The sequence below is a fragment of the Parafrigoribacterium humi genome (genome assembly GCF_040227205.1).
GTDB classification, from domain to species: domain Bacteria; phylum Actinomycetota; class Actinomycetes; order Actinomycetales; family Microbacteriaceae; genus Parafrigoribacterium_A; species Parafrigoribacterium_A humi.
The window spans coordinates 149917-175473 of sequence record NZ_JBELOA010000004.1; the positions used below are offsets into that span (position 1 = coordinate 149917).

Sequence of the window (25557 nt, forward strand, 5' to 3'; positions counted from 1 at the left end):
ATGTCCGAGCTCGTGCCCATTCCGAATCCCGGTGTCCCGGAACTCTACGGCGAGGTCGGAGCGCCGCTCGTGGTGCTCGTGCACGACTGGTACGGGCGCTTGCCGTGGCTGAAGTTCTACGCAGATGCGCTCGCCCACCGCGGCTTTCGCGTCGCGGTCCCCGATCTGTACGACGGTGTGGCCACCGACGACGCCTCAGATGCGGAAGGCCTCATGGAGCGGCTCGATGTGGCGACGGCCCTCTCCGAGATCGACGACATCATGCAGCTCGCCCGCGCGCAGGGGTCGCAGCGCATCGGCCTGGTCGGGTTCTCGATGGGCGGCTGGCTCGCACTGCTGCACGCGCAGTCCGGAATCGCGGATGCCGTGGTCGCCTACTACGCGACGCTCACCGCCGAGCAGCACGGCGTCATCCCCAGCCCCGTCGAACTGCACTTCGCCGAGGTCGATGAGTGGGTCGACGGCCAGGATCCGGAGGCGTTCATCGACAGGCTCAAGGATCACGGAACCCCCGTGACGGAATACGACTACCCGGGGACGGTGCACTCCTTCGCGAACGCGACGATTCCAGACAAGGCGGATGTCGCTGCCGCATCTCTCGCGTTCTCCCGCACCGCGAGCTTCCTGGAGAAGCACCTCATCGACTGAGCATCCTGTCGAGTCAGCGCGCGATACCGCTCGACCATCGCGAAACGAAATGTCTCGCTCGCTGATGCAACGCTTCCCACTCCCGGTCGATCGCTACCTGTTCGTTCACCAAAGCAGAACCGACGCCGACGCCGACGCAGCCGAACGCCGCATATTCCTCGGCCTCAACGGGCGTGATTCCACCGGTCGGGACGAGTGGAATGTCTTCCAGCGGCCCGGCAAGCGCGCGCAGGTATTGCAGTCCACCAACTGCGTCAACGGGAAAGACCTTCACCCTCGACGCTCCTGACCGCCACGCCAGATCGATCTCGGTCGGCGTCAATGCTCCACAGACGACAGGGACGGATTCTTCATTCGCAGCTGCGAGGACGTCCGCCGACGTTGTCGGAGTAACAAGAAACCGTGCTCCCGCTCCGACCGCACGATGCACGTCATCGCGAGTACGAATGGTGCCCATCCCGACTAAAACACCCGGCTCATCACGCCAACGCTCGACAGCCTCCGTGCTTCCCGGGGTTGGCAGCGTCACCTCCACGGTCGTGATACCTCCGGCCACCAGGGCACGGAAGAGCTCGTCCTGCGGACGAATCTGTTTCAAGCGGATGATCGCGATCACACCCGAGGGTAGATCTGTGCGCATTCTCACGCCCCCAACCGCGGTTCAGGACGCACCAACCATTGCTCGGCGGTCACCCCGAGGGTCGCGAGAATGTGCTCTTCCGAAGGAAGAGGGCCATGGTCGCTCACGGAAGCGAGCGCCGCACCAGCGACCAGATGGCCGAGTCTCAGCCTGGCCTCGTGGTCGAAACCACGTAACTTCGCCGAGAGCCAGCCGGCAGCAAACGCGTCACCGGCACCGACCGGCTCAACGACATCCACCACGGGTGCGGCCACGGATACCTCGCCGATGGCCGTGAATGACACGGCGTCCCGCGCGCCGTCCTTCACCACGAGCGTCCCGACCTCCGGCATCAGTGATCTCACCTCGCGCGCCGTGTGCGTACCCCAGAGGACCTCGGCCTCATCGAGACCAACGAAGACCACATCCGCACCCCTGGCCAAGCGCAACAGTTCGTCGTACGGCGGGGATGCCCACAGTTGCGGGCGGTAATTGACATCAAAACTGACGACCGTGCCCGCGAGCGGGCGATCGTGTACAAGGTAATCGATGACGTCCCTGCACGATTCGGACAGCGCAGGCGTGATGCCGCTCACGTGGACAACCCGCGGTGGATTCGAGCGCAGCTCCTCGACCATCCGACGATCCAGCCCACTGCCGGCGGAGCCAGTGCGGTAATAGTGAACGACTGAGCCGTCGGCAGCTGCCTCTTTGAAGAACACACCTGTTGGCCTGGAGTCATCCCTCTCGACCCGCGAGGTATCGACACCGCTTCGCGCCAGCTCGTCGAGCAGGATGGACCCCAGAAAATCGTTCCCGACTCGTCCCAACCACGCGCCCTCGTGACCCAGCTCAGAAATATAGCTGACCACGTTTGATTCAGCGCCGGCAGCCCGCAACACGAACGCGGAATCGGCATCTACCCGGCCGGGTATCACGGGAACGACCGCGATCATCGTCTCTCCGATGCCGAGAACGTCCACGGATGGGGAGCTGGCGTCACGAACCGGCATCGCCCTGCTCCCGCTCACACGTCGACGGAAGTGCGTGTGGCAACGCTGAGGTGATCGAAGAGACGATCAACTTCATCTCTGGACTCAGGATCGAGCACATACGAAAGTGGACCCCTCGCCGCAGTGGAAGAGAACACGCCCTGACGCTTCAGAATGTGTTTCTCAACCGCGACGAAGACATCGATCGTGGTCTGAAGATTGACCAATGCCACCAATGGGCCCCCGATACCGTAGGCCCGCGCCCAGTCACCCTCGTTCAGCGCCTCCCACATTCGCTGGATGGCCCAACAGACCTCCGCACCGGGCATCGTCCCGACGGCTCCGCGCCGGAAGCTGTCGATGAGAGCTGCTCCGCCGGTGCCTTCGAACGCCCTGGCCTCGCCTCCCGTCGCGTCACGCAGCATCGACAGACGTGGCCCGATCGGCGCCGCTTCCGGCTTGAAGTAGACGCGGGAGCCGTACTCACTGAGCAGCTTTGCCTGGATCTCGATGGTCAGGGGGCGGCCGATGTAGCCGCTTGCGTCTTGCACCACGAGACCGATGGTCGTCGCATCCGCGATCTCGGCGTAATAGCCGTACAGCGCGTCATCGTCTAGAGCGACGGTGACGGGTGGGATCGCCATCAATCCGTCCGCTCCCGTGGCCTCGGCGTGCTTCGCGTGCATCACCGCGGTCTTGGTGCTCTCCGCTCCACAACTGATGATCGACAGTGCCCCGCGCTGATGCGCGACACCAACGACGCGTTCCGTCAACTGGTGACGCTCGGCCTCTGTCAGGCGGAGGATTTCCGTGACCATGCCCGTCGTGAGTCCTGCAACCCCTTGATCCAGAACCCAGTTCAACTCCCTGTCCAGGGTGACTTCATCAATGCCGCCGTCCGGGAGAAAGGGGGTTTGAATGACGGGAAGAACTCCCGCCAGCTCACGATTGTCAGACATTCACATCTCCTATTTCTTAATACACTTGCCGAATGCGACCGCCCCGTGGCCGCGTCGCGTTGTTGGTGGGGTCTGTCGAAGCCCGGGGTTACCAGTCCCCGACAGATCCATCGGAATGGAACACGCGCTGAAGCACCTCCGGCTGGAAAGGATGCTTTCGCACTTCCTCCTCATTGATCTCAATCCCGAGCCCCGGTTGGTCATGCGGATAGACGAGACGCCCCTCGCGAGACATCGTGTGCGCAGAACTGACAACGTCCTGCCGCCACGGAACGTCCGCGTGGACGGTTTCGCAGATGACATAACTCGGTTGGCTGAAGCCGAACTCGAACGACGCCGCTGTGCTGACTGGTCCCTGCGGGTTGTGGGGGGCCAGGCTGATCCGATAGGCCTCAGCCATGGCGGCCACCCTGCGTGCCTCACTCAGCCCGCCAACGTGGGTGATGTCCAACTGGCAGACATCCAGCGCGCCGGCTTCGAACAGAGGGCGGAACGCGTGCTGCCCGATGACCCGCTCGCCCGTTGCCACCGGAGTCTTCGTTGTCCGGTTTATGCGTGCCAAGCCGTCGATCGCCTCGGGCCAGCACGGCTCCTCGAGAAACAGCAGCCCGAAATCGTCCAGCGCCGAGGCGAACCTCAATCCCATCGCGGGCGAGGGCCTCGCGTGGCAGTCGACCATCAGATCGATGTCGTCCCCGACCGCATCGCGCATCGCGGAAACACAACCGACCGCGTGCCGGACGGCGGTCATCCCCTCGAGCGGCATTGTTGGCGGAACTGCCATCGACTTCATCGCCGTGAATCCGTCAGCAACCGCTGCAGCGGCGAGCTCGCCGAAGCGCTCGTAATCAGATACCGGGGTCTCGTAGAAGTCCTTCATCTCGCCACCGCCGAGGTGGCAATAGGTGCGGATGTAATCACGCACCCGGCCCCCCCACAGTTGGTGGCACGGGACACCGCACGCCTTGCCCAGGATGTCCCACAGCGCGATATCGATCCCGCTGATCGCGGTCGCCCTCACAATGCCATTGCCATGCCAGAAGTGCTGGCGGTTCATCGTCTGCCAAAGATGCTCGACCCGTTGAGGATCCTCTCCGAGCAGCAATGGAGAAAGATCTTCAATCGCGCCAGTCACCGCCGCGGTGTTCCACTCGAGCGTCGCCTCCCCCCAGCCGATCAACCCCGGCTCGTCCGTCGTGATCTTGACGAACACCCAATTGCGCATCCTGGCGTTGCACACCAGCGACTCAACGGCCGTGATCTTCATCGGATACCCTCCCTTGTCGCCGTACCTACGGGGTGCAGCGGGGCGTCGCCTCGAAGCACGCGCAGTACCTCCTGAGCCGCATTCGTCTGGGCGGCGATAAGCGAGTCGCTCGAATAGAAGCCCGCATGTGGACTGAGCACGACGTTTGGGGCGCTCAATAACGGATGCGACAGAAGAGGCGGCTCTGGATCGAAAGCATCGATGGCCGCCCAGGCCAGACGATCCTCGCGCAGCGCGGCGGCCAGCGCCTCGTCGTCGATGAGTGCGCCACGGGCGGTGTTAATCACTCCGGAGTGCCGATCGATCATGGCGATCTGTTCCGCGCCAAGCAGCCCGCGAGTCGCCGGAGACAGCGGCAGATGGAGGGTTACGACATCAGCCGCGGAGAGCAGCTCGTCGAGAGGCATCAACTCCGCATCTGCCTGCGCCTGGACCAGATACGGATCATGCACGATAACGCGCATGCCGAGGCCTGTTCCGAGGGCGGCGACGGCGCGACCTATCCTTCCGAAGCCCACAACCCCGAGCGTCGCGCCACGAAGCCGGCGGGGTGCCGGCGAGGAGGCGTAGTCCCAACCGCCCCCGCGTACGTGGCGGTCGTACGCCGGGATACGTCGCCAGGCGGCGAGCAGCATCGCGATCGTGTGCTCGGCCATCTCGTCGACGCAATATTCGGGGTTGTTCGTAACCTGGATGTTCCGCGTGTTTGCGGCTGTTACGTCGATCTGGTCATAACCAACCCCGTAGCTGCCAATTACTCTGCACCGGGTCAGCGAAGCGATCAGGGATTCGTCACAGGCAAAGTAGTCGCTCAGAATGGCGTCCGCATTGACGCACGCCGCTCGAATCTCGGCCTCAGGAAGGTGTCTCGCATCGATGACCTCAGCCCCCACCTCGGCGAGGATGTTCCGCTCGATGTCGAGGCTCGAAAAGGACGTGCCCGCCCCAGCCACGACGACTGGCACGCTCGTCACAGGCTCCATTGCGGTCACGGCGTCACCGCCGCTGCTCCACCCGTCTGATCCATTCCGTGTTCGGGCAGGATCGCGCTCAAGAACAGCTTGGTGCGAGGCTGTTGCGGATTGTCGAGCAGGCTCGCCGGAGTGTTCTGCTCGATGATCCTGCCGTCGTCCATGAAGACGAGCGTGTCCGCGACCTGCCGGGCAAAGCCGATCTCGTGAGTGACGACGACCATGGTCATCCCATCGCTGGCGAGCGACTGCATGACCGCGAGCACCTCGCCCACGAGTTCCGCATCAAGCGCACTCGTAGCCTCGTCGAACAGCATCACCCGTGGTTCCATGGCCAGTGCACGCGCGATTGCGACGCGCTGTCGCTGCCCACCGGACAGCTGCTCGGGCCAGGCGTCGGCACGATCTGCCAAACCGACGTGCGCGAGGTTCCTGCGTGCGATGTCCTCGCATTCGCCCTTGGCCAGGCCCTTCACCTTTCTCGGCCCTACGGCGACATTGCCGAGAACGGTCATGTGCGGGAACAGCTCGAAGTGCTGAAACACCATCCCGACCGTACTTCTGGTTTGCGCGATCTCGCGAGCAGACAGGGACTTGTAGCCGCGTCCGGCCTTCCTTCGATAGAGCACGTCCCCGTCGATGCGCACCTCGCCGGAGTCCGGAGTCTCCAGGTTATTGATGCATCGCAGCAGGGTGGTCTTGCCACTGCCGGAAGGCCCGATCACGCAGACGACCTCGCCACGCTGGATCGTCAGGTCGACTCCGCGCAGCACTTCTCTGTTGCCGAAGGACTTCTTGATATCGACTAGCTCGATCACGCCGAGACCCCTTCAATTTCGGACCGGGCGTCTTCGTCGCCTGGCTTCGCCTGCGTTTTCTTGTCCGAGTATCCTGCCTTCGACCTACGCTCCAGATAGCGGACGAACCAGAGCGACGGCAGGCCGATCACCAGGTAGATCAGGAAGACCATGGTGTAGACGGTGAAATAGTCGTACGTACGTGCGGCGACCAGTTGTCCGGCGAAAAGGAGCTCCTGCACCGACAGCACCGACACCAGCGATGTGTCTTTGAACAATGCGACCAGATAGTTCCCGAGCGCGGGAATGACGATGCGCACAGCCTGCGGCAGCACGACAACAACCGATATCTGGAAGCCGCTCATACCGAGCGCGGCCGCTGCTTGCGCTTGTCCCTTCGGCACCGCTTCGATCCCCGCGCGATAAACCTCGGAGATGTAGGCGGTGTAGTGCAGTGTCAGCCCGATGAAGCCGGCCGAGAACGGATCCAGATGTATCCCGATGAACGGGAGTGCGAAATAGATGTAGATGAGCTGGAGCAGAAGCGGTGTTGACCTGATGAAGTCGATGTAGGCACCCGCGATGATGCGGATCGCGCGAAAGCGCGAGATCCGCATCATCGCGACCGGGAGGCCGAGAATGAGCGATACGACGATCACCCCGAGTGTGAGGGCAATGGTGATTCCCACACCGGCTATCAGGGGCCCGATGGCCTCTGCAGCCACGTCCCAGTTGAAGTCTGCCACTGTCTTACTGCCCAGGGATCGTGACGTTAGACTCGCCGAGGCCGTAAGTCTTGAGGATCCTCAGCACGACTCCGTTATCGCGAATCTCACTCAGCGCCCGGGAGAACGCGGCGTTGAGGGAGCAGTCAGCAAGACGGAATCCGTATCGTGCGTAGCCGTAGCCGTACTCGGTGATGATCTCCTGAGGGATGGGAGCGTCAACCAGAACGAGGTTTGAATTCGGGTTGTCTTTGATGTACTCACCCATCGTTACCGGATCCTCGAGGGCGACGTCGACCGAACCGTTGGTCACAGCTGCAAGTTCGGTGTTCTTGTCCTTGAAGATGGTGATGTTCGGAGCCTTCACTGCCTCCAGATAGGTCTGATTGATCGATCCACCGACGGTGGCAACAGTGATGTTGCTCTTCAGCAGATCGTCATACGAGGTGATCCGACTTTCGTCGCCCTTGCGCACGACCATCTGTGGGCCGTACCACCAGCCGGGGCTCGAGAACTGAAGCTGTTTGAGCCGCGGCTCCGTCACGTGGATGTTCGCGTTGATGACGTCGATCTTCTTGCCCTGGAGCGACGGCACGAGGGAATCGAACGGCATGACGACGCTCTTGAGCTTTGTGATCCCCGCATACTTCAACGCGGTGTGAACGATGTCGACATCGATGCCGAGGGGCTTGTTCGTAGCCGGATCCATGTAGTTATACGGCTTCGCTCCCTCCAGACCGAGGGTGAGCCCGTTTTTCACGGCATTCGCGTAGGAGTCGTCGGTGCAGTTGAGTTGAGGCAGCGGGTTGGGACTGGGATCCCACCCGCCCCACTGGGTGACGGCCTCAACGTCCGACTTGGTCTTCACCGCGTCGGTTTTGGCCGTGTCGGTTGAGCTGCACCCTGCCATGGCGAGGGTGCCTATGACCGCGAGCGTGGCCATCGACAATGCAGATTTACGAATCATGGTGCTGCTGTCCTCCGTATGTCTTCTTTGACTTAAGTTGCCGACAACACCGTGCTTGCGTCGTTGTCGTTACTAAACGGTATCCCGAAAGTATCTTCGGCCTTACGAAGAATAGCGCACTCTTACACCGCCCGGCAATAGCTTTTGTATGACAAGAGGGAAATTTTTACCAGGAAAAGTAGCTAAGTTCTTCTGTCTGATATTTCGGTATTTGGGATATAGTGTCAAAAGTTCCGAGAAGTCCGCCGGACTGAACCCGCCCAGACGGGATTCGGCCACCGCAAAAGAGAATGGGGCACGATGATGGCCGCAGTGACACAGGCTCCATCCACGAGCGTCGACAGAACGCTCACAATCCTGGAGACTCTCGCCGCATCAACGGAGGCAATGACGCTTACCGTGCTTGCGCAGAAGACGCATATCCCGCTCACGACGTGTGCGGCGATCATGATCAGCCTGGAGAATCGTGGCTACGCAACTCGAAGGATCGTCGGTAGGAGTCACTTCTGGAGGCTCACGATGGGCCTCTACGGTCTGGCGTCCCAATTGGTGCGGGAGATCGACCTGTCTTCGATCGCACAGCAGGAGCTGCGTGATCTCGCCGAGCGCATCAAGTGCCCCGTACACATCGGGGTGCTCAATGGGCAATCCGTCGTGTACATCGCGAAGGCGGCTTCGCCCGGCTTCATCCAGTTCGACACCTACCCGGGCAAAGTCGCGCCCTTCAATCTCACCGCTCTCGGAAGGGCGATCGCCGCGTATCTCCCCGAGGAAGAGCTGAACCCATTGCTCGGCAAGCTGGTGCCGGGAGCCGGCCCCGCCCCACTCGCGTCCGGACCCTCGGCCTTCGTTCAGGAGTTGCAGCAGACCAGGAAGCGCGGCTACGCGGTGGAGAACGAGGAGGAGGAAGCGGGCGTTTCCTGCCTGGCCGCACCGTTCTTCAACGCCGACGGCCATGTTGCGGGATCCGTCGGAGCCACCAGCCTTGCAAGCGAACTTGTTGGCCAGAATCGCAAGGACATCGCGAACGAGTTGATCAAGCTCGGCAGGGAGATCTCTCACCGCCTGGGCTTCGACTCCCACTAGCCGCCACTGTCCATGGGCTGCCATCACGCCGGCGTCCAATATCCTGCTGTCGAAGCGGTGGTCTCGCTGAATTGTGTCGTACGACACACCCAATTAGCGTTGACCATAACCGAACGATTGGAACGGCGTGAGTCCTGGTTCAGGAGAACAGCAAGCCTCTGGTCGCTACACGGTGCAGAGCGTCGCTCGGGCGCTCGACATACTCGACATTATCGCGGAGTCTCGCGACGGACTCAGCCTGACCGAGATCGCGAAGGAGATCGGAATCTCGAAGAGCGCGACATACTCGCTGCTTCGAACGCTGGTCGATAGAGGTCACTTGCGGGAGGTCGCGGCGGGACCCCGCTATCGTCTCGGAGTCGGGCTGGTAAAACTCGCCGACATCGCCCTGGCTCAGATATCGCTCGCCGAGATCGCAAAGCCCATCCTCACCGAGCTGTCCCAGCAACTCGGCATGACGACCCGAATAGCGGTAGCCGATGGCGGGCAGCCGATCTTTATAGATCGTGTCGATGGCCCTGGCACGGTACGGTTTCACACCCCTCTGGGCACGCGCGAACTCGCCCACGCGAGCGCGGCCGGAAAAGCGATCCTCGCCTGCCTGCCCGAAGCGGAGGTACTGGCCCTCTGTGCCGAGCACGGCATGGAGAAGAGAACGAGTCACACGATCGTCACTCCTGAAGCTCTGCTCGCTGATCTTGACCTCGTTCGAAGCAGAGGTTTCGCGACGGACGACGAGGAAGATGCCGAGGGCGTGTTCTGCGTGGGCGCAGCCTTTTTCAATCATCGCGGTGAGTGTGCTGGCGCGATCAGCGCTACCTTCATCAAGCTCGACGTCTCTAACGACCGCATCGAGGAGGTCGGGATGTCCACGAGACAGCACGCCCAGCAGATTTCCGCCGTTCTCGGCGGCCCTGTGCAGCCTGGATCGAGCATTGCCTAGGCAGTACACACCTAGCCGCACCCGGCCACGACCGCTCGAACGGCGCTAGGAGCGTCCGACCACGGGCTCGATGAACCTCAGGTGCTCCTCTGTCGGTGCGACGAGAAAATCAAAGTCACACCCCTCCGATGCCTGAGTGACATGCGCCTGATACAGCGCAGGCCATCCGCGAACATGTTCCGATCGGGGTTGTATCCAGGCGGCCTTCCGCGCGGCCAGTTCCTCGTCATCGATGAGGAGATCGAGCCGTTCCGCGGCGACATCCACACGGATCAGGTCTCCGTCACGTACGAGCCCAAGAGGCCCTCCGACCGCGCCCTCGGGTGACGCGTGAAGGAACACGGTCCCGAACGAGGTTCCGCTCATCCGCGAGTCGGTGACCCTGACCATGTCTGTCACACCGGCGGCGGCGAGCTTTGCCGGAATGGGAATCATGCCCCATTCGGGCATGCCGGGAACTCCGACCGGCCCACAATCGGTGAGTACCAATACGGTGTCTGCCGTCACCGGGAGATTCGGATCGTCGATCCGGCCTCGCATGTCCTCGTATCCCCTGAACACGAGCGCCGGACCGGTGTGTGAAAAGAGTTCAAGCGATGCGGCGGAAGTCTTGATGACAGCTCCATCCGGTGCGAGGTTGCCCGTCACTGTGGTGAAGGAGCCATCGGTGGCGAGAGCGTGGTCGGCGTCGAGAATGGCGGAACCACGCTCACCGGCCGCGGCGATGACCTCCCGGATGCTGGATCCGGATACGCCGACGACATCCAGCTCGAGCAGCGCGGCTATCTCCCGCTCCAGCACGGGCAACCCACCAGAGGAATGGAAGTCGTGGATGAGCAGCCTGCCGGAAGGCTCCACGTCTGCCAATACCGGTACCGTTCGCCCGAGATCGCTCATCTGTTTCGGCGTGAGTCGAATTCCCACCCGACCTGCGATCGCGGGCAAATGAATGATCGCGTTGGTCGACCCCCCGATCGCATGAAGCACCCTCACTGTGTTGTTGAAGGCGGCATGGGTCAGGATGTCTCGCGGCCTGAGGTTCTCCCTGACGAGGGCGACGGCTCGTGCACCAGCCGCACGAGCTCCCTCCAGCGACTGTGTGGAGCCGGCGGGTGCTGTCGATAGACCCGGCAGCGCCATTCCGAGAGCCTCCGTGAGCAGCGCCATCGTGGATGCCGTCCCCATTGTGTTGCACGCACCGACACCGCAGGAGAGACAGTGCTCGAGATCCTTCCATCCAGAGTCATCGAGGCGCCCGGCTCGGTGATCCTCCCACAACCTCCACAGGTCAGTGCCGGTGCCAACGGGTCGACCCTGAAACACGGACACCGGTCGAGCACCACCCAGGACGGCGATCGCAGGGATGTTCGCGCTGGCAACCCCCATGAGCACGGCCGGCACGGTCTTGTCGCAGTTTGCGAGCACGAGCACGCCGTCGAGCGGGTTTGAGCGAATGGTCTCCTCGATCTCCATAGCCAATAGGTTGCGGTAGAGAAACGCACTCGGCTTCATCAAATCTTCGCCGAGAGACATCGTGGGGAATCGAAGCGGTATTCCACCGGCCTCAACCACCCCGGCCTGCGCAGCCTCGGCGAGCGCGCGCAACGGGAGGTTGCACGGGTTCAAGTCGCTCGAAGAGTCGGCAATGCCGATGATGGGTCTGGGGTCATCCGGATCGACAGACACACCGACGCTCCGCACCGCCACGCGATGAGAGACCGAGACCTCATCATCCCCGGCCAGCCATTCCTGGCTTCGTAATTTCAGCACATCACTCCTCTGGTCAGTAGATCGACATCACGGCTCAGGAACGCCGAGCCCCAGTGCCCCCGGAGCGGATTGCACGAGGTCGATGCCACTGCGATCGATCCATTCGAGCGCAAGGGCCGCCCGTCGCACCTTTTCTCGGGCGATCGACGACGCGTAATCGTACAGGTGCAATCCCGCAGGGTAGATAGCCGTGCTGTTGCGTAGTCCGAATTTGGTGTACATGGGGGCCGCCGCAGAGATGAGGTCTGCGCTTTCGTGTCCGCGCACGACGCCGCCCATCGAGTCTGGTGACTCGACATAGATGTCGATCGGAAGGTTCGATGCGGCACGCAACTCCGACACAGTTCCCGGAGTGAGGTCGGATGGCACATTCACGGTCGACGCGCCCATTCGCTCCAGCTGACGCATGGCCACCGGATTGGACGGCGCGAGCATTGCAGAGACCTTCCAGACGATGTTTTCCGGGAGATCGCCGGTGCTCTGCAGATGTACGAGCACTTCGAGCAGACCGAGGTCGGCGACGAGAAAACCGCGAATGCCCCGCTCGACCGCCCGGAGTACGTCCTCGACCCCGTAGCGCAACTGTCGCACTCCTCGAAGCTGGCTTCCCAGCGCAGGCCCGTCTTTCGAGCGGGACTGTGCTCCAATGTCCCAACCCTCGCGTGGGCCGACGAAGAGTGACACTTCGATGCCGTTGTCGACGGCGATCGCAGCCATTTCATCCAGCTCTGCGCCGGTCTGCATCATGGATCCGCTGCCCTGGGAGACCCGGTTGACGACAACGCCGCGATCCGCGGCCTCGGCCAGAACGGCCCTGAACACCCCGGGGCCCTCCACCGAGGGAATCTCGATGCGGAAATGTGCGCCATCCGGAAAGCGCTGGCTGCTGGGGGCCGCTGGCGCCTCCGCACGCAGGTCGAAATAGGCGAGGTAACTGTCAGCTCTCACGAATGATCCCCTTTGATCGATGTTCCAACATTCTCAAATTTGTTCTGTATTACAGAACTGAGTTTGGTAATTACTAAAGCGTAGGCGTGGCGTTTTCCAGTTGTCAACCGACGACAGGAAATCAACGCGGAGCGACGACACGTTGCCTCTGTTCACCCAGGCCTTCGATCCCGAGCGTCATCTCGTCGCCGACGTTCAACCAGCGTTGTGGTTTCATTCCCATTGCGACTCCGGGAGGAGTCCCCGTGTTGATGAGGTCACCGGGTTCGAGCACCATGAACTGGCTGAGATAGTGCACGATATAGGCGGGTTTGAAGATCATGGTCGCCGTTGAACCTCGTTGCCTGCGCTCCCCGTTCACGTCCAACCACATGTCCAACGCGAGAACATCGGCGATCTCCGCCGGTGTGGCCAGCCATGGCCCACAGGGATTGAAGGTCTCCGCAGACTTGCCCTTGGCCCACTGACCACCGCGCTCGTTCTGGAAGGCTCGCTCGCTCACGTCGTTGACCACGGTGTAGCCAGCGATCACGGCGGCCGCCTCTGCCTCATCGGCCAGGTAACTCGCCCGAGCGCCGATGACGATCCCCAGCTCGACCTCCCAATCAAGCTTTGTGGCGCCTCGCGGCATACGAACGTCGTCGTTCGGCCCGATCAGGGTGTTGGGTGACTTCGTGAACAGAATCGGTTCCTCCGGCACAGGCATCCCGGTCTCTGCCGCGTGATCGCTGTAGTTCAAGCCGATGCACAGGATCTGATGCGGTCGCGCGATCGGTGACCCTATGCGTTCACCCGCAAACGACTGCTGGCGACCCGCGGCCACGCGCTCCGCGACCACGGGCTCGAGTGCCGCAATCCCGGACGCGAAGAAGGACTCGTCGAAGTCCGTGACGACATCCGAGACATCAACGTAGGCATCATCGCCGACGCGAACTACAGCCCTCTCCGAGCCGGGCACCCCTATGCGCATGAGATACATGTATTTCCTCCATTCCATAACGGTCGACGGTGTCTCGACCATGGTTCCGATCTATCCGAACTGAACGGATGACGCGCAGATAAGCCCTCGATCCCGCTGCACCTTCATGATTCCCGTCTCGCCGCGGGGCCGGACGACAGGGGACCGATGACCTCGGTGATCTCGTCGATCTTGTCGACGAGCGTCGCGAGCGGTGTTCGATAGGAGAGGCCGCTGACGCTGATGGCTCCGCTGGGGACGGTCGGCGAGGCGAAGAAGACCGGTAGCGCGACACAATTGACACCGGTCTCGTTCTCCTGGTTATCCACGCTGTAGCCGAGTTGCCGAATCCGTCCCAGCTCTTCGCACAGTTCGTCTGCGCTGGTGAGGGTGTGTTCGGTGTGCCGCGGCAGAGTTCCGGAACCGACCCACTCACGCACCGCCCGGTCGTCGGGCAGGCTGTAAGAGAGCAGGAGCTTTCCGACCGCGGTGCAATACGCGGGGTTTCGTCCACCGACGACAGAGGTCAACTGCACCGCGCCAACCGACGGATCAACCTTCGAGCGATAGACGACCGACCGTTCACTCAGTACGGCGTAATGAACCGTCTCACCGAAGCGGCGCACGAGCTCTTCGAGCACGGGGCGTACTCGGACATGATCGGGTCGGAGCTCATGGTGGGTGAACGCCAATCGCAGAAACTCATCACCCAGCAGGTAGCTCCCCCTGCCGTCCTGTACCGCGAGGCCGGCTCGTTTGAGCGACGCGAGCGCGCGGTGCACCGTCGACTTGGCGCTTCCGATGGTCCTCGCAAGCTCATCAAGGCCGATTCCGTCGGCATGACCAGCCAATTCGATAAGTACGGCGAGCACACGATCGGAGCCGACGAGGTGGCTTCCCGTAGGAACTACCTCCGTTGGCTGTTCTCGGCTAGACTGCGACATGTTCCACATGTTAGACCATCATTCAGATAAATGGAAAGTGTGAATTATGATCACGGCCCGTCGGGACGTCACAGTCGACCCCGAACTGCTCACCGCGCTTGAGACCGCAGTGCCGGGAAGAGTGGACATGCGCGCCTCTCGACGCCTCGCGTTGGCCCACGACGCCTCGCACTACTTGCTCACGCCACGGGCCGTGGTCAGTCCGGTCGACACCGGCGAGGTGGCGTCGTTGCTGCGGACCAGCTCCCAACGCGGCACGGAGATTACCTTCCGGTCGGGGGGTACGAGCCTCAGTGGGCAGGCCGTCTCCGACGGTGTACTCGTCGACACTCGCCGCCATTTCCGGGGCATCGAGGTGCTTGACGGTGGTGCTCGGGTCCGGGTGCAGCCAGGAATGACGGTGCGGCAGGTCAATGCGCGACTCTCACCACACAAGCGCAAGCTCGGCCCGGATCCGGCGAGTGAGGCCGCGTGCACCATCGGCGGTGTGGTCGCCAACAACTCCAGCGGCATGGCGTGTGGAATCGAGTTCAACACCTACCAGACGCTTGAGTCAGCGACGCTCGTACTTCCGAGTGGAACAGTCATCGACACCGGGGCCGGAGACGCCGATACCCAACTCCTTCAACTCGAGCCCGAGCTATACCGCGGATTGCTCACCCTGCGCGATCGGGTGAGGAACAATTCCCGTTCGGTCGACACCGTGCGAAAGCTCTACTCGATCAAGAACACCATGGGGTACGGGCTCAACTCTTTCCTCGATCACGACTCGGCGACAGACATCCTCGCTCACCTCGTCGTCGGCAGCGAGGGAACGCTCGCCTTCGTCGCCGAGGCCACTTTCCGCACGATCCCCGTCAAGACGCACGCGGCGACAGGACTGCTCGTATTCGATGACCTCGGTGAGGCTGTGCGGGCGCTGCCCGAGCTCGTCGCCGCAGGACTCGCGACAGTCGAGCTCCTCGACTCGACATCACTCAAGGTCGCGCAGCGGGACAAGGAAGCCGACGCCACGCTACGCGGTATCGACGTCGGAACCCAAGCCGCACTTCTCGTCGAGTACCAAGAGACCGAGTTCGACGCGCTCCAGCAGCGGATGGCTGAATCCGAGCGGTTGTTCTCCGGCCTCCCGCTCCAGTTTCCGGCGCGACTCACCGAAGACGCCAAGGCGAGAGCCGCGCTGTGGCACATTCGCAAGGGACTCTACGCCGCGATCGCGGGCAACCGCCCCGTCGGGACATCCGCCCTTCTCGAGGACATCGCAGTGCCAATGACCGCGCTCCTCGACACCTGCGAGCACCTCACACAACTCTTCACCAGGTATGGCTACGAAGACAGCGTCATCTTCGGCCATGCCAAGGACGGCAACCTGCATTTCATGCTCAACGAGAGCTTTGGCGAGACGGAAAAACTCGAACGCTACATCGCTTTCACCGAAGACATGGTGCAACTCGTATTGAGTGGCAACGGCACGCTCAAGGCCGAGCACGGCACGGGACGGGTCATGGCACCGTTCGTGCGCCGCCAATACGGTGACGAACTCTACGCGGTCATGCAGGAAGTCAAACGACTGTGCGACCCGCACAACGTGCTGAATCCCGGGGTTCTGCTGAATGAGGATGCGACATCCGCCGTCCAGCACCTCAAAGTCGCCAGACCTATCGAGAAAGAGGTCGACCGCTGCGTCGAATGCGGCTACTGCGAGCCAGTGTGCCCAAGCAAAGATCTCACCCTGACCCCGCGCCAGCGGATCGTGTTACGTCGCGAACTGGCGGACGCGGAGGCTGCGGGCGATCTCGGACTGGTGCGTTCGCTGGAAGCCGACTACCGCTACGAGGGTGTGGACACCTGCGCTGTGGACGGGATGTGCCAGACGGCGTGTCCCGTCGACATCGACACGGGAGACCTGGTGCGACGATTGCGAGCAGAAGCCAACGGTTCGGTTGCTCAAGCAGGCTGGAAGCAGGCGGCACGACACTGGAGTACCGTGACAAAACTCGGCGGCGTCGCGCTGAGCGCAGCCAAGGCGTTGCCTGCACCACTCGTGACCGGAGCGACCGCTGCGGCGCGCGCAATCATGGGAACGGACAACGTCCCGCTCTGGCAGAAAGACCTGCCGTCCGGGGGTACCGCGCGCAAGGATGACACCGACGCGCAGCATCCGCAGTTCGTCTACTTCTCTGCGTGCATCGGCACCATGTTCGGGCCGGCGAAGGGCTCGGAGGGCGTCGGTAGATCGTTAGTCGAATTGTGCGAACGCGCCGGCGTCGAAATGGTGGTACCCGCGGGCATCCAGAGCATGTGCTGCGGGACCCCATGGAAATCCAAGGGAATGACGCACGGGTACAACGAGATGCGCTCACGGGTTATGCCTGCGCTGTGGGAGGCCAGCCGCCACGGGGAACTGCCCGTCGTGGTCGACGCAGCCTCCTGTACAGAAGGACTCGGGATCATGGTTTCCGGATCGGCGGATATGGCAATCCAGTACCCGGCCATACGGGTGATCGACGCCATCGAGTTCGTCGACGAAGTCGTCATGCCGCTTCTCACGGTGCGGCATCGTATCGAATCCCTGTCGCTGCACCCGACCTGTTCATCGACCCACCTGGGCACGAACGACGCGCTGTCCCGGCTATCGAAGGCGATTGCCGACGAGGTCGTCGTTCCCGACGATTGGGGGTGCTGCGGTTTCGCGGGAGATCGCGGAATGCTGCATCCGGAGCTCACGGCATCCGCCACGAAACGCGAGGCGGTGAACGTGCAACAACGCCAGTTCACCGCATACGCGTCGACGAACCGCACGTGCGAGATCGGGATGAGTCGGGCGACGGGGCACGAGTATCGGCATCTTCTCGAACTCGTCAACGAGGCGACCCGTTGACCGCGCGGCAACTACACGGGCACACCGCCCGACGAACCATCCATCACCACAACCCACCATTGGGGGAGAAGAAATGAACAGAACCGCAATTGTCACCGGCGGCGCGAGCGGCCTCGGTGCGGCCAGCGCAAATCGACTCCGGCAGGACGGCATCACGGTGGTGACCGTCGACGTATCGGCAGATGCGGATGTCGTGCTCGACATCCGCGATTCGGCGGCGATCGCCGGGGCAGCAGCCAAGCTCGGCCCTGTCGACATCCTGGTGAACTGCGCTGGCGTGGTCGGCCCCGACGGAAAGCCGCTCTGGGAGGTGGAGGATGCGGAATGGGAGAGGACTTTCTCCATAAATGTGGGAGGCACTTTCAAGATGTGCCGCGCGTTCATACCGGGGATGCGCGAGCGCGGCTGGGGTCGAATCGTCAACTTCGCGAGCATGGCGGGCAAAGACGGCAACCCGAATCTCGCCGCATACTCCGCGTCGAAGGGTGCCGTGATCGCCATGACCAAGTCACTCGGCAAAGAACTCGCTACGAGCGGCGTGCTCGCGAACGCGATCGCGCCGGCCGTGATCGCGACACCCATGAACGCCAGAACGTCGGCAGACGTGCTCGAGCACATCACCAGCTTGATTCCCATGAAGCGAGTAGGTCGTCCGGAGGAGGTCGCCGAATTGGTTGCCTGGCTCACCTCGGACAAGCTCAGCTTCTCGACCGGCGCTGTGTACGACATCAGCGGCGGCCGCGCGACCTACTAAGCGAGCTCACCAATGACAAAGACCCCTCCCATCGAACTCGACGCGATCGCGGCGCACGCGGCAGAAGCCGCGTCCGTCTGGGCCGCAACCCCACCCTCGGTTCGCGCACGTGCGCTCGCTGCCGCTGCCACTGCCCTTGCGGATTCTGCCGCTGACCTGGTCGCCACGGCGATGTCGGAGACCGGCCTGTCTGAGGCTCGCTTGGGCAGCGAGCTGAAACGCACTGTCGTGCAACTCCGCCTGTTCTCCGAGGTGATACTCGAAGGTTCGTATCTGGATGTGCGAATCGACGACGCGGATTCGGATTTCGTTCTGGGGAGCCGTCCGGATATCCGTAGATACCGCGTTCCGGTCGGCCCGGTATTGAACTTTGCGGCGAGCAACTTCCCGTTCGCATTCTCGGTCGCCGGCGGAGACACGGCCTCAGCTCTGGCCGCTGGGTGCCCCGTAGTGGTGAAGGCACATTCGGGTCACGTGCAGCTTTCGGCGCAAACCGCTGCAGTCGTTGCCGGGGCACTCGTGAGTGCCGGTGCGCCCGAGGGAACTCTCCAGTGGATCAGCGGGCAGGATGCCGGCGTCACCCTCCTGCGCGACGCCCGAATCGCAGCGGCCAGCTTCACAGGCTCCATTCACGTCGGCAGGTTGCTGGCAGACATCGCAGCATCGCGTCCAAAGCCGATTCCCTTTTTTGGTGAACTTGGCAGTGTGAATCCCGTATTCGTCACCCGTTCGGGCTTGGCAGAGAACGCAGAGTCGATAGCCGAAGGCTATGTAGCGAGTGTCGCAGGGTCAGCAGGACAGCTCTGCACCAAACCGGGCTTCTTGTTCCTTCCCGCCGATCACGACCTCGCTGCGCGAATCCTCGAACAGGTAGCAAAAGTCAGCGAACACCGCCTGCTCTATCCGGGCATCGCAGCCGGGTACCAGCGTCGGCGCGATACGATTCTCGCCACTCCGGGCGTGAGCGTTGTGGCAGAGGGATCGTTGCGTATCGATGACGAGGGCCAGGGGTGGGCGACACCCACCATAGTCAGTATTTCCGTAGCGATCCTGCGAGATCATGGGGGTTCGTTGCTGGACGAGGCGTTCGGTCCGTTGTCGATCATCGTGGACTACGAAGACGACACGGATCTCGCAGCGGTCGCCGATGAACTCTTCGCTGGCAATCTGACCGGAACCATTCACAGCGCAACCGATGAAGACACCCCAGCACTACGCCGACTTGTCGACTGGATCACCGCCCATGCAGGGCGAGTGCTCTTCGGGGGCTGGCCAACCGGGGTTGCGGTGACCCCCGCAATGCAGCACGGAGGACCATGGCCCGCGACGACGAACGACTCCAGTACCTCTGTCGGAACCGCGGCAATCGGCCGATTTCTGCGCCCTGTCGCTTATCAGGGGGCCCCGCAGGCACTCCTTCCCGAACCATTGCGCGACGAGAACCCCTGGGGTGTCCCGCAGAGGCGCAGTGTTTCCGGCCAGTCACACTCCTGGGGTGCTGCCGCGAGCGATGTCAGACCCTGAGATCCTCCCGCACGTCCCACAGGTGGTGAACCGGGTCGTGCACGACGTACTTCGCGAAGCTGCCCACAGTGAACCTCGCGCCGTCGCTTCGACGGCCCGGCCTCGACCACTGCTCGCCGGTCACCCGATCCAACGCGCCGGCGAGCACCGACGCGGCCTCGACCAGCTCGCGGCCCACCACGGCCGGATCCTGTTCGCCGTAGCGCTCCTCGACCGCCGTGGCGTCCTGATCCCAGTTCGGATAGATCGGGTCACCCTGGCTGAGCATGAGGTCGATGCGAACCAGGCCCAGGCGGTACACGTCCCGCACGTGGGCGGCGTACTCCAGCGGCGACCAGGTGTCTGCATCCGGCCGCACCGCGACATCCGCTCTTCGCAGCACGACAGGCCAGGCTGCGGCGTTCTCGCGGAGAAGTCGGGGAACATCGGCCTCCACGAACGCGGATGCGTCGAAGCCGCACTGTACACAGGGCCGTTCGAGCACCCAGGTCCAGTCCTTCGTGTCAGGGGTAATCGCCATGGCTCAATGCTGCACCATGCGGGCGCGAGGAGGAAGCTACGCCTGGATCCCCGGCACGGCGACAGCCTGGGACATGAAGCGGCGCACGTTCTCGTCGACGATGATGTCGCTCGGTCGCAGCGGCCGGGTCAGGTATAGGCCGTCGAGGGACGAGATGCGACTGAGAGCGACGTAGGTCTGGCCGGGAGCGAAAGAGCGCTGGCCCAGATCGACGATCGCGCGATCGTAGGTCTTGCCCTGCGACTTGTGGATGGTCACCGCCCAGGCCAGTCGCAGCGGAAACTGGGTGAACTCCGCGACGATGTCCCGCTTCAACTGCTTCGTCGCCGCCGAGTAGCTGTACTTGTACTTTTCCCACACGGCGGGCTGCACTTCGTGCTCCTCACCATCGATCTCGACGAACACGGTCGAGGAGATCTTCGTGACCGTGCCGACACTGCCGTTCACCCAGCGCTGGTCCGGATCATTGCGCAGGAACATCACCTGTGCGCCCACCTTGAGCTCGAGCGACTCGTCGGCCGGATACGCCCGCCCGCCGAACTCCCCGGTGATCTCTGCCTTGGCCGTGAGTGCACGGCCGGGGAGTCGCGCGAGCTCCATCGCGTTGATGCGGTTGACCGTCGCGTTGGTCGTCGCGAGGGTGATGGTACCGTCATGCGGCGCCTCGCGCGCTCCGGTCTCGTTCAGCTGCTCCGCGATCTCCGCGGTGACTCGCCCGTGCCGCACCGCGTTGAGCATGTACTTGAATTCCTGCTCGTGCTGGCGGTGGATGGTACTCAGCTCGAAGATGCGCAGCTCGGTCTCCTGCCAGACCTTGGCGTCGAAGAACCACATCGAGCGGTACTGGTCGGCAAAATAGGCGCGCTCATCCTCGTCGCCCGGAACCGGGGCGAGCTGGTACGGATCGCCGAAGAGCACGAGTTGCACGCCACCGAAGGCCTCCAGCGGTCGCTGCCTGGCCTGGCGCAGGCTGCGATCCACGGCATCCAAAAGATCGGCGTTGACCATCGAGACCTCGTCGATCACGAGGGTGTCGATGGTGTTCAGCAGTTTGCGCAGCGCGGGGCTCTGCTCGATCTCCCGGTCGGCGATCACCCCGATGGGCAGCAGGAAGAGCGAATGGATGGTCTGGCCGCCGACATTGAGGGCGGCCACTCCCGTGGGGGCGCAGATCACGACCTGCTTGGAGGTGTTCCAGGAGAGATGGTTGAGCAGCGTGGACTTGCCCGTGCCCGCGCGACCCGTGACAAAGATGTTGTCGCGGGTGGTCTCGATGTTGTCGAACACCGCGGATTGCTCTGCGGAGAGCGCGAACTCTGCCACGAAAACCCTCCAGCCCCAGACAACCGACTCTCCAATCTACTGTGCCACCACGCGAGGAGACGGCCCGCGCGGCGAGCCTGTGCAGGAGCGCCGTGCCGAGCGACTGGGGAGGGCGATGCGGGGGCGCACTTTAGGATGTGGGAATGGGACCCCACCGCGCCGCGATCGTCTGGACGGTGCTTGCCGGGGTCATCGTCGCTGGCTTCGCCGTCACGGTGCTCATCCTCAATTCCACCCTGTACAGCGCCGCCGGATTCACCCAGTCCTACCTCTCCGCGCTCTCGCGGCACGACGTTGCTGCTGCCCTCGACCTCGCCGGGGACCCGGCCGCGAGCACGACAGCCGGCACGACAAAACCCGGCACCGCTCTCCTCGACCCTCGCGCCCTGGGTGAGCTGCACGACATCCGCCTGGTCAGCGATGTCGACCGGGGCAACGGCGTGCACACGGTGCGCTTCGCCTACACGATGGTCGGCACGACGGGCAAGGCGACCGCCTCGTCGAGCACCTTCGAGGTCAAACGCGACGGCGTGCGGATGGTCTTGTTCTCCGGATGGACCTTCGCGACGAGCCCGCTCGGCACTCTCGCCATCACCCCGCAGAACGACGCCGGTTTCACGGTCAACGGTCTCGGACTGAGCTCTCGCGCACCGGGCGCCGCCTTGCTCCAGCACGTGCTCACCCCGGGCCTGTACACGCTCGGCAACGACTCGGCTCTGTTCACGGCGACACCGGTGTTCGTAGAGGTCAGCAGAATAGGTGGCGCGGCCAAGGCCACCGTGACCGTGCGGGCAAATCCGACCTTCGTCGCCGAGGTGCAGAACAGTCTCAATGCACAGCTCAAGGAGTGCACGACGCAGAAGGTGCTATTGCCCACCGGATGCCCGTTCGGCAAAGAGATCGGCGACCGTATCGAGGGCACACCCACCTGGTCGATCGTGCGCAACCCCACCGTGACGATCCTGCCGGGCTCTACCCCGGGAAGCTGGCAGGTTCCGCGAGCGAGCGGCACGGCACACCTCGTCGTGAAGGTGCGCTCGATCTTCGACGGAAGCATCAAAACGCTCGACGAAGACGTGCCGTTCACCGTCAGCTACGCGATCACATTCAAGAGCAACGGCCAGCTCGTGATCACGGGCCAGTAGCGCAGGAGACTAGGGGCGACTCGCGAGTTTCTCGAGCATCCGATTGTATTCGGTCAGGTCGAGGTCGCCGTCGCGGTCGGCCTTGCGGTCCATTCGCTTGGCCTCCTTGGTGTCGCTCCTGCTCCACATCACCGCAATGATGATGGCGAGGATCACGGTGGGAATCTCACCGACACTCCACGCGATCCCGCCGCCGGTCTGCTGGTCGACGATGGCGCTCGGCCCCCAGGTCCTGCCCATCGCGCCGTACCAGCTCGCCTCGAGCAGTCCGGTTCCGGTCATCAGCCCGACCCCGAACCAGGCGTGGAATCCCACGGTGGCGAGAAGCACGATGAGTCGGATCGGATGCGGCGCCCGGTACGGTGCGGGATCGACACCGATGAGGGACTGGATGAACAGGTACCCCGCGAGCAGGAAGTGCACGATCATGAAGGTGTGGCCGATGTGGTCCCTCGTGGCCCAGCCGAAGATCGGCGTGTAGTAGAAGATCCACAGTGACCCGGCAAAGATCACGGCCGCCACGATGGGGTTGCCGAGAATGCCGGCCACCTTCGAGTGCACCGCGAGCAGGATCCACTCCCGTGGCCCACGGCTGCCGTCCGTGCGTTTGGCGATGGCGCGCATCGCGAGCGTGATCGGAGCCGCGGGCACGAGCAGGAGCGGCACCATCATCCCGAGCACCATGTGTCCGAGCATGTGCGCGCTGAACAGGTACTTCTCGTAGGCGTTGACGCCGCCGTTGGTGATGTAGAACAGCAGCGCTAGCCCGAGCAACCACACGGTCGTGCGATACCACGGCCACTTGTCCCCGCGCTTGTGCAACCGCCACACGCCGGCAACATAGAAGAAGGCGAGGAACGCGGTGATGAGAATCCAGAGCAGGTCGAAGTTCCACTCGGTGAAGTACCGGACGAAGGTGAGCGGTGGCGGGAGCGGGTCCCCCGTCAGCACATACGCCGGCGTCGTGGTCACCTGCACTTGAGGCACGAGCGGATCGGTCCTGGCGAGCGCTGCGGCCACGCCAGAGGCGATGCCCATGAAGCCGAGTTCGGTCGCGATCATCCACCAGAAGGCGGGGTTGCGCCCGTTCTGCGCCTTCTGCATCTTGGCGATCATGAACCTGCGCTGCGCGAGCCCGAACAGCCCGAGGGCACCCAGTGCCGCGACCTTGAGCAGCACGAGGATGCCGTAGGGCTTCAGCAGCGCGCCGAACGACCCGACGCGCAGTGCCGCGTTCACGTATCCGGATGCCGCGACGCAGATGAAGCAGATCATCGCGAGGGTGGAGTAGCGGCTGATCACCGGGCCAATGCGACCGCTGTCGAGACTCTTGCGCAGGAGCACGATGGTGAGCAGCCCGCCCAGCCAGATCGCGGCGAAGAGCAGGTGCAGGCCCAGGGAGGTCACGGCGATGTCATGACCGCTCGCCCCCGCGGAATGCCCTTGCTCGGCCATCGGCAGGAGCCCGATGGCCGCGAACGCGGTCACGAAGAACAACACGGTGCGATTACGCACTGCGAAACAGAGCACCGTGACTGTCGCGGCGACCAGGGTGATTCCGAGCCACGCCAGGCCGACCTCGGAGCCGGTGAGGAACTGCCCGAGCAGCGCGCCGAAGTCGGATGTCGCGTCGAAGCTGACCCTCGTGCCGGAGAGGCTCAGGAAGGTCATGAAGGTGGTTGCGCCGGCCGCCACCGTCCAGAACGCGGCGAACCCGGCCGCGATGTCGAGGGAGCGGACGTATTCCGGCTCGCGGTCACTCAGCGCAAACAGCGCGAGGATGAGGGCGCCGATGGTCCCTGCCACACCGAGGTTGACGAGCATCGTGACGAAGGGAAGGCCGTAGCGGATGACGGGGCCCGGGTCGAACACGGGCAGCGGTTTCGCGGCACCACCGATCTGGAGCGCGACCAGAAACGATACGACGGCGGCGACCAGCAGGAGGGCTGGCCCAGCGATACGAACAAGCCTCGGCACGGTCTCCAGCCTAAGCGAGTGCGGCACCGCGGATGCGCGGGGTTGCTCAAACGCGAAAGGGGATGGTGCCCTTTCGGGCGCCATCCCCTCCGCAGTGCGAAAGAAGACTACTTCGCGGCGGCCTTGAGCTTGCTGCCGGCGCTGACCTTCACGCCGTAGCCAGCGGCGATCTGAATCGCCTCGCCGGTTGAAGGGTTGCGGCCTGCGCGAGCGGCACGGTGCGTGCGCTCGACTGCGAGCCAGCCCGGAATCGTGACCTTCACGCCGTTGCCGACGGACTTCGCGAGGGTGCTGAAGAGCGCGTCGAGAACGGTGTTCACCGAAGCCTGGCTCTGGCCAGACTCAGCGGCAACGGCCGCGACGAGCTCAGTACGGTTTAGTGACTTGTCAGCCATCGAATGTCCTCCTCGGACGTTATATGTTGCACTACGAGCGTGTCAGCCGATCAGGCTGCCCGTCCGTTTGGATCGGATCAGTGGTTGATCAGTACCGACTCTCAGTGATCATAAATCACCTCGAATCGACTGTAATTTACCAGCTTGACTTGGTAATTCCGGGCAATTCGCCGCGGTGCGCCATATCGCGGAAGCGAACGCGCGAAACGCCGAACTGCTTGAGGAAACCGCGGGGGCGTCCGTCGATGGAGTCACGGCCGCGAACGCGCACCGGGGAGGCGTTGCGGGGAAGCTTCTGGAGGCCCAGTCGGGCGGCCTCGCGCTCGGCATCCGTGGAGGTCGGATCGACCAGGGCCTTCTTCAGCTCGAGGCGCTTTGCGGCGTAGCGGGCCACGACCACCTTGCGCTGCTCGTTCTTGGCAATCATGCTCTTCTTCGCCATGG

24 protein-coding genes are annotated in these 25557 nt (G+C 63.2%); 7 read left to right on the top strand and 17 right to left on the bottom strand.

From position 1 onward, the window contains the following. Positions 1–648: a dienelactone hydrolase family protein gene (locus ABUA28_RS09010; protein WP_349903712.1), complete on the top strand. Its 648-nt coding sequence runs from the start codon at positions 1–3 to the stop codon at positions 646–648. 13 nt (positions 649–661) lie between these two features. Here ABUA28_RS09010 and ABUA28_RS09015 read toward each other — a convergent pair whose 3' ends face one another. From ABUA28_RS09015 to ABUA28_RS09050, 8 genes are all read right to left on the bottom strand, one after another. Continuing rightward, complete coding sequence (locus ABUA28_RS09015) at positions 662–1264, bottom strand: bifunctional 4-hydroxy-2-oxoglutarate aldolase/2-dehydro-3-deoxy-phosphogluconate aldolase (protein WP_349903713.1); 603 nt, start codon at positions 1262–1264, stop codon at positions 662–664. Between the two features lie 26 nt (positions 1265–1290). Next, entirely contained in the window at positions 1291–2280 is a 990-nt protein-coding gene (locus tag ABUA28_RS09020; protein WP_349903714.1) for a sugar kinase, read from the bottom strand. A gap of 14 nt (positions 2281–2294) precedes the next feature. After that, positions 2295–3218 (bottom strand): dihydrodipicolinate synthase family protein, encoded by a 924-nt coding sequence (locus tag ABUA28_RS09025; RefSeq protein ID WP_349903715.1) that lies wholly within the window; start codon positions 3216–3218, stop codon positions 2295–2297. A gap of 88 nt (positions 3219–3306) precedes the next feature. Further along, a complete protein-coding gene (gene dgoD, locus ABUA28_RS09030) occupies positions 3307–4485 on the bottom strand; it encodes a galactonate dehydratase (RefSeq protein ID WP_349903716.1) in 1179 nt (392 codons plus the stop codon). After that, positions 4482–5468, bottom strand: coding sequence for a C-terminal binding protein (locus ABUA28_RS09035; protein ID WP_349903814.1), 987 nt, complete (start codon positions 5466–5468; stop codon positions 4482–4484). Before ABUA28_RS09035 ends, dgoD begins: the two co-directional genes overlap by 4 nt. 5 nt (positions 5469–5473) lie before the next feature. Next, positions 5474–6274 carry an amino acid ABC transporter ATP-binding protein gene (locus tag ABUA28_RS09040; protein ID WP_349903717.1) on the bottom strand — a complete coding sequence of 267 codons (801 nt, stop codon included), beginning with the start codon at positions 6272–6274 and terminating at the stop codon, positions 5474–5476. Then, complete coding sequence (locus ABUA28_RS09045) at positions 6271–6999, bottom strand: amino acid ABC transporter permease (RefSeq protein ID WP_349903718.1); 729 nt, start codon at positions 6997–6999, stop codon at positions 6271–6273. The genes ABUA28_RS09040 and ABUA28_RS09045 overlap by 4 nt, the downstream gene beginning before the upstream one ends. A gap of 4 nt (positions 7000–7003) precedes the next feature. Further along, entirely contained in the window at positions 7004–7945 is a 942-nt protein-coding gene (locus ABUA28_RS09050) for a substrate-binding periplasmic protein (protein ID WP_349903719.1), read from the bottom strand. A 312-nt stretch (positions 7946–8257) separates the two neighbouring features. On the opposite strand from ABUA28_RS09050, the gene ABUA28_RS09055 reads away from it, so the two are divergent. Then, complete coding sequence (locus ABUA28_RS09055) at positions 8258–9031, top strand: IclR family transcriptional regulator (RefSeq protein ID WP_349903720.1); 774 nt, start codon at positions 8258–8260, stop codon at positions 9029–9031. A gap of 127 nt (positions 9032–9158) precedes the next feature. Further along, positions 9159–9974, top strand: coding sequence for an IclR family transcriptional regulator (locus tag ABUA28_RS09060; RefSeq protein ID WP_349903721.1), 816 nt, complete (start codon positions 9159–9161; stop codon positions 9972–9974). A gap of 45 nt (positions 9975–10019) precedes the next feature. Here the strand turns inward: ABUA28_RS09060 and ABUA28_RS09065 are convergent, their stop codons facing one another. From ABUA28_RS09065 to ABUA28_RS09080, 4 genes are all read right to left on the bottom strand, one after another. Then, a complete protein-coding gene (locus ABUA28_RS09065; protein ID WP_349903722.1) occupies positions 10020–11744 on the bottom strand; it encodes a dihydroxy-acid dehydratase in 1725 nt (574 codons plus the stop codon). A 27-nt stretch (positions 11745–11771) separates the two neighbouring features. Then, complete coding sequence (locus tag ABUA28_RS09070; RefSeq protein ID WP_349903723.1) at positions 11772–12692, bottom strand: hypothetical protein; 921 nt, start codon at positions 12690–12692, stop codon at positions 11772–11774. Positions 12693–12813: 121 nt separating this feature from the next. Continuing rightward, positions 12814–13671, bottom strand: coding sequence for a fumarylacetoacetate hydrolase family protein (locus tag ABUA28_RS09075; protein ID WP_349903724.1), 858 nt, complete (start codon positions 13669–13671; stop codon positions 12814–12816). 104 nt (positions 13672–13775) lie between these two features. Further along, positions 13776–14594, bottom strand: a complete 819-nt coding sequence (locus tag ABUA28_RS09080; protein ID WP_349903725.1) for an IclR family transcriptional regulator — start codon at positions 14592–14594, stop codon at positions 13776–13778. 46 nt (positions 14595–14640) lie between these two features. Between ABUA28_RS09080 and ABUA28_RS09085 the strand changes: the two genes are divergently transcribed. The 3 genes from ABUA28_RS09085 (at position 14641) to ABUA28_RS09095 (ending at position 19753) form a co-directional block, all read left to right on the top strand. Continuing rightward, positions 14641–17475, top strand: coding sequence for an FAD-binding and (Fe-S)-binding domain-containing protein (locus tag ABUA28_RS09085; RefSeq protein WP_349903726.1), 2835 nt, complete (start codon positions 14641–14643; stop codon positions 17473–17475). 73 nt (positions 17476–17548) lie between these two features. After that, the gene (locus ABUA28_RS09090) at positions 17549–18229 is read left to right on the top strand and encodes an SDR family NAD(P)-dependent oxidoreductase (protein WP_349903727.1); all 681 of its coding nucleotides are present in this window, start codon (positions 17549–17551) and stop codon (positions 18227–18229) included. Between the two features lie 12 nt (positions 18230–18241). Continuing rightward, a complete protein-coding gene (locus ABUA28_RS09095; RefSeq protein ID WP_349903728.1) occupies positions 18242–19753 on the top strand; it encodes an aldehyde dehydrogenase (NADP(+)) in 1512 nt (503 codons plus the stop codon). On the opposite strand, the gene ABUA28_RS09100 is transcribed toward ABUA28_RS09095, so the two are convergent. Both ABUA28_RS09100 and ABUA28_RS09105 read right to left on the bottom strand, forming a co-directional pair. After that, entirely contained in the window at positions 19743–20273 is a 531-nt protein-coding gene (locus ABUA28_RS09100; protein WP_349903729.1) for a DinB family protein, read from the bottom strand. The two genes, ABUA28_RS09095 and ABUA28_RS09100, sit on opposite strands and share 11 nt — an antisense overlap. Before the next feature lie 36 nt (positions 20274–20309). Further along, positions 20310–21596 carry an ATP-dependent DNA helicase gene (locus tag ABUA28_RS09105; protein WP_349903730.1) on the bottom strand — a complete coding sequence of 429 codons (1287 nt, stop codon included), beginning with the start codon at positions 21594–21596 and terminating at the stop codon, positions 20310–20312. A gap of 143 nt (positions 21597–21739) precedes the next feature. On the opposite strand from ABUA28_RS09105, the gene ABUA28_RS09110 reads away from it, so the two are divergent. After that, positions 21740–22741, top strand: a complete 1002-nt coding sequence (locus ABUA28_RS09110; protein ID WP_349903731.1) for a hypothetical protein — start codon at positions 21740–21742, stop codon at positions 22739–22741. Positions 22742–22750: 9 nt separating this feature from the next. Here ABUA28_RS09110 and ABUA28_RS09115 read toward each other — a convergent pair whose 3' ends face one another. The 3 genes from ABUA28_RS09115 to rpsN form a co-directional block, all read right to left on the bottom strand. Then, positions 22751–24718, bottom strand: a complete 1968-nt coding sequence (locus ABUA28_RS09115; RefSeq protein WP_349903732.1) for a cytochrome c oxidase assembly protein — start codon at positions 24716–24718, stop codon at positions 22751–22753. A 107-nt stretch (positions 24719–24825) separates the two neighbouring features. Continuing rightward, positions 24826–25113 (bottom strand): HU family DNA-binding protein, encoded by a 288-nt coding sequence (locus ABUA28_RS09120; RefSeq protein ID WP_349903733.1) that lies wholly within the window; start codon positions 25111–25113, stop codon positions 24826–24828. 136 nt (positions 25114–25249) lie between these two features. After that, on the bottom strand, positions 25250–25555 hold the full coding sequence (rpsN, locus tag ABUA28_RS09125; protein ID WP_349903734.1) for a 30S ribosomal protein S14: 306 nt from the start codon (positions 25553–25555) through the stop codon (positions 25250–25252). Positions 25556–25557 lie beyond the last annotated feature (2 nt).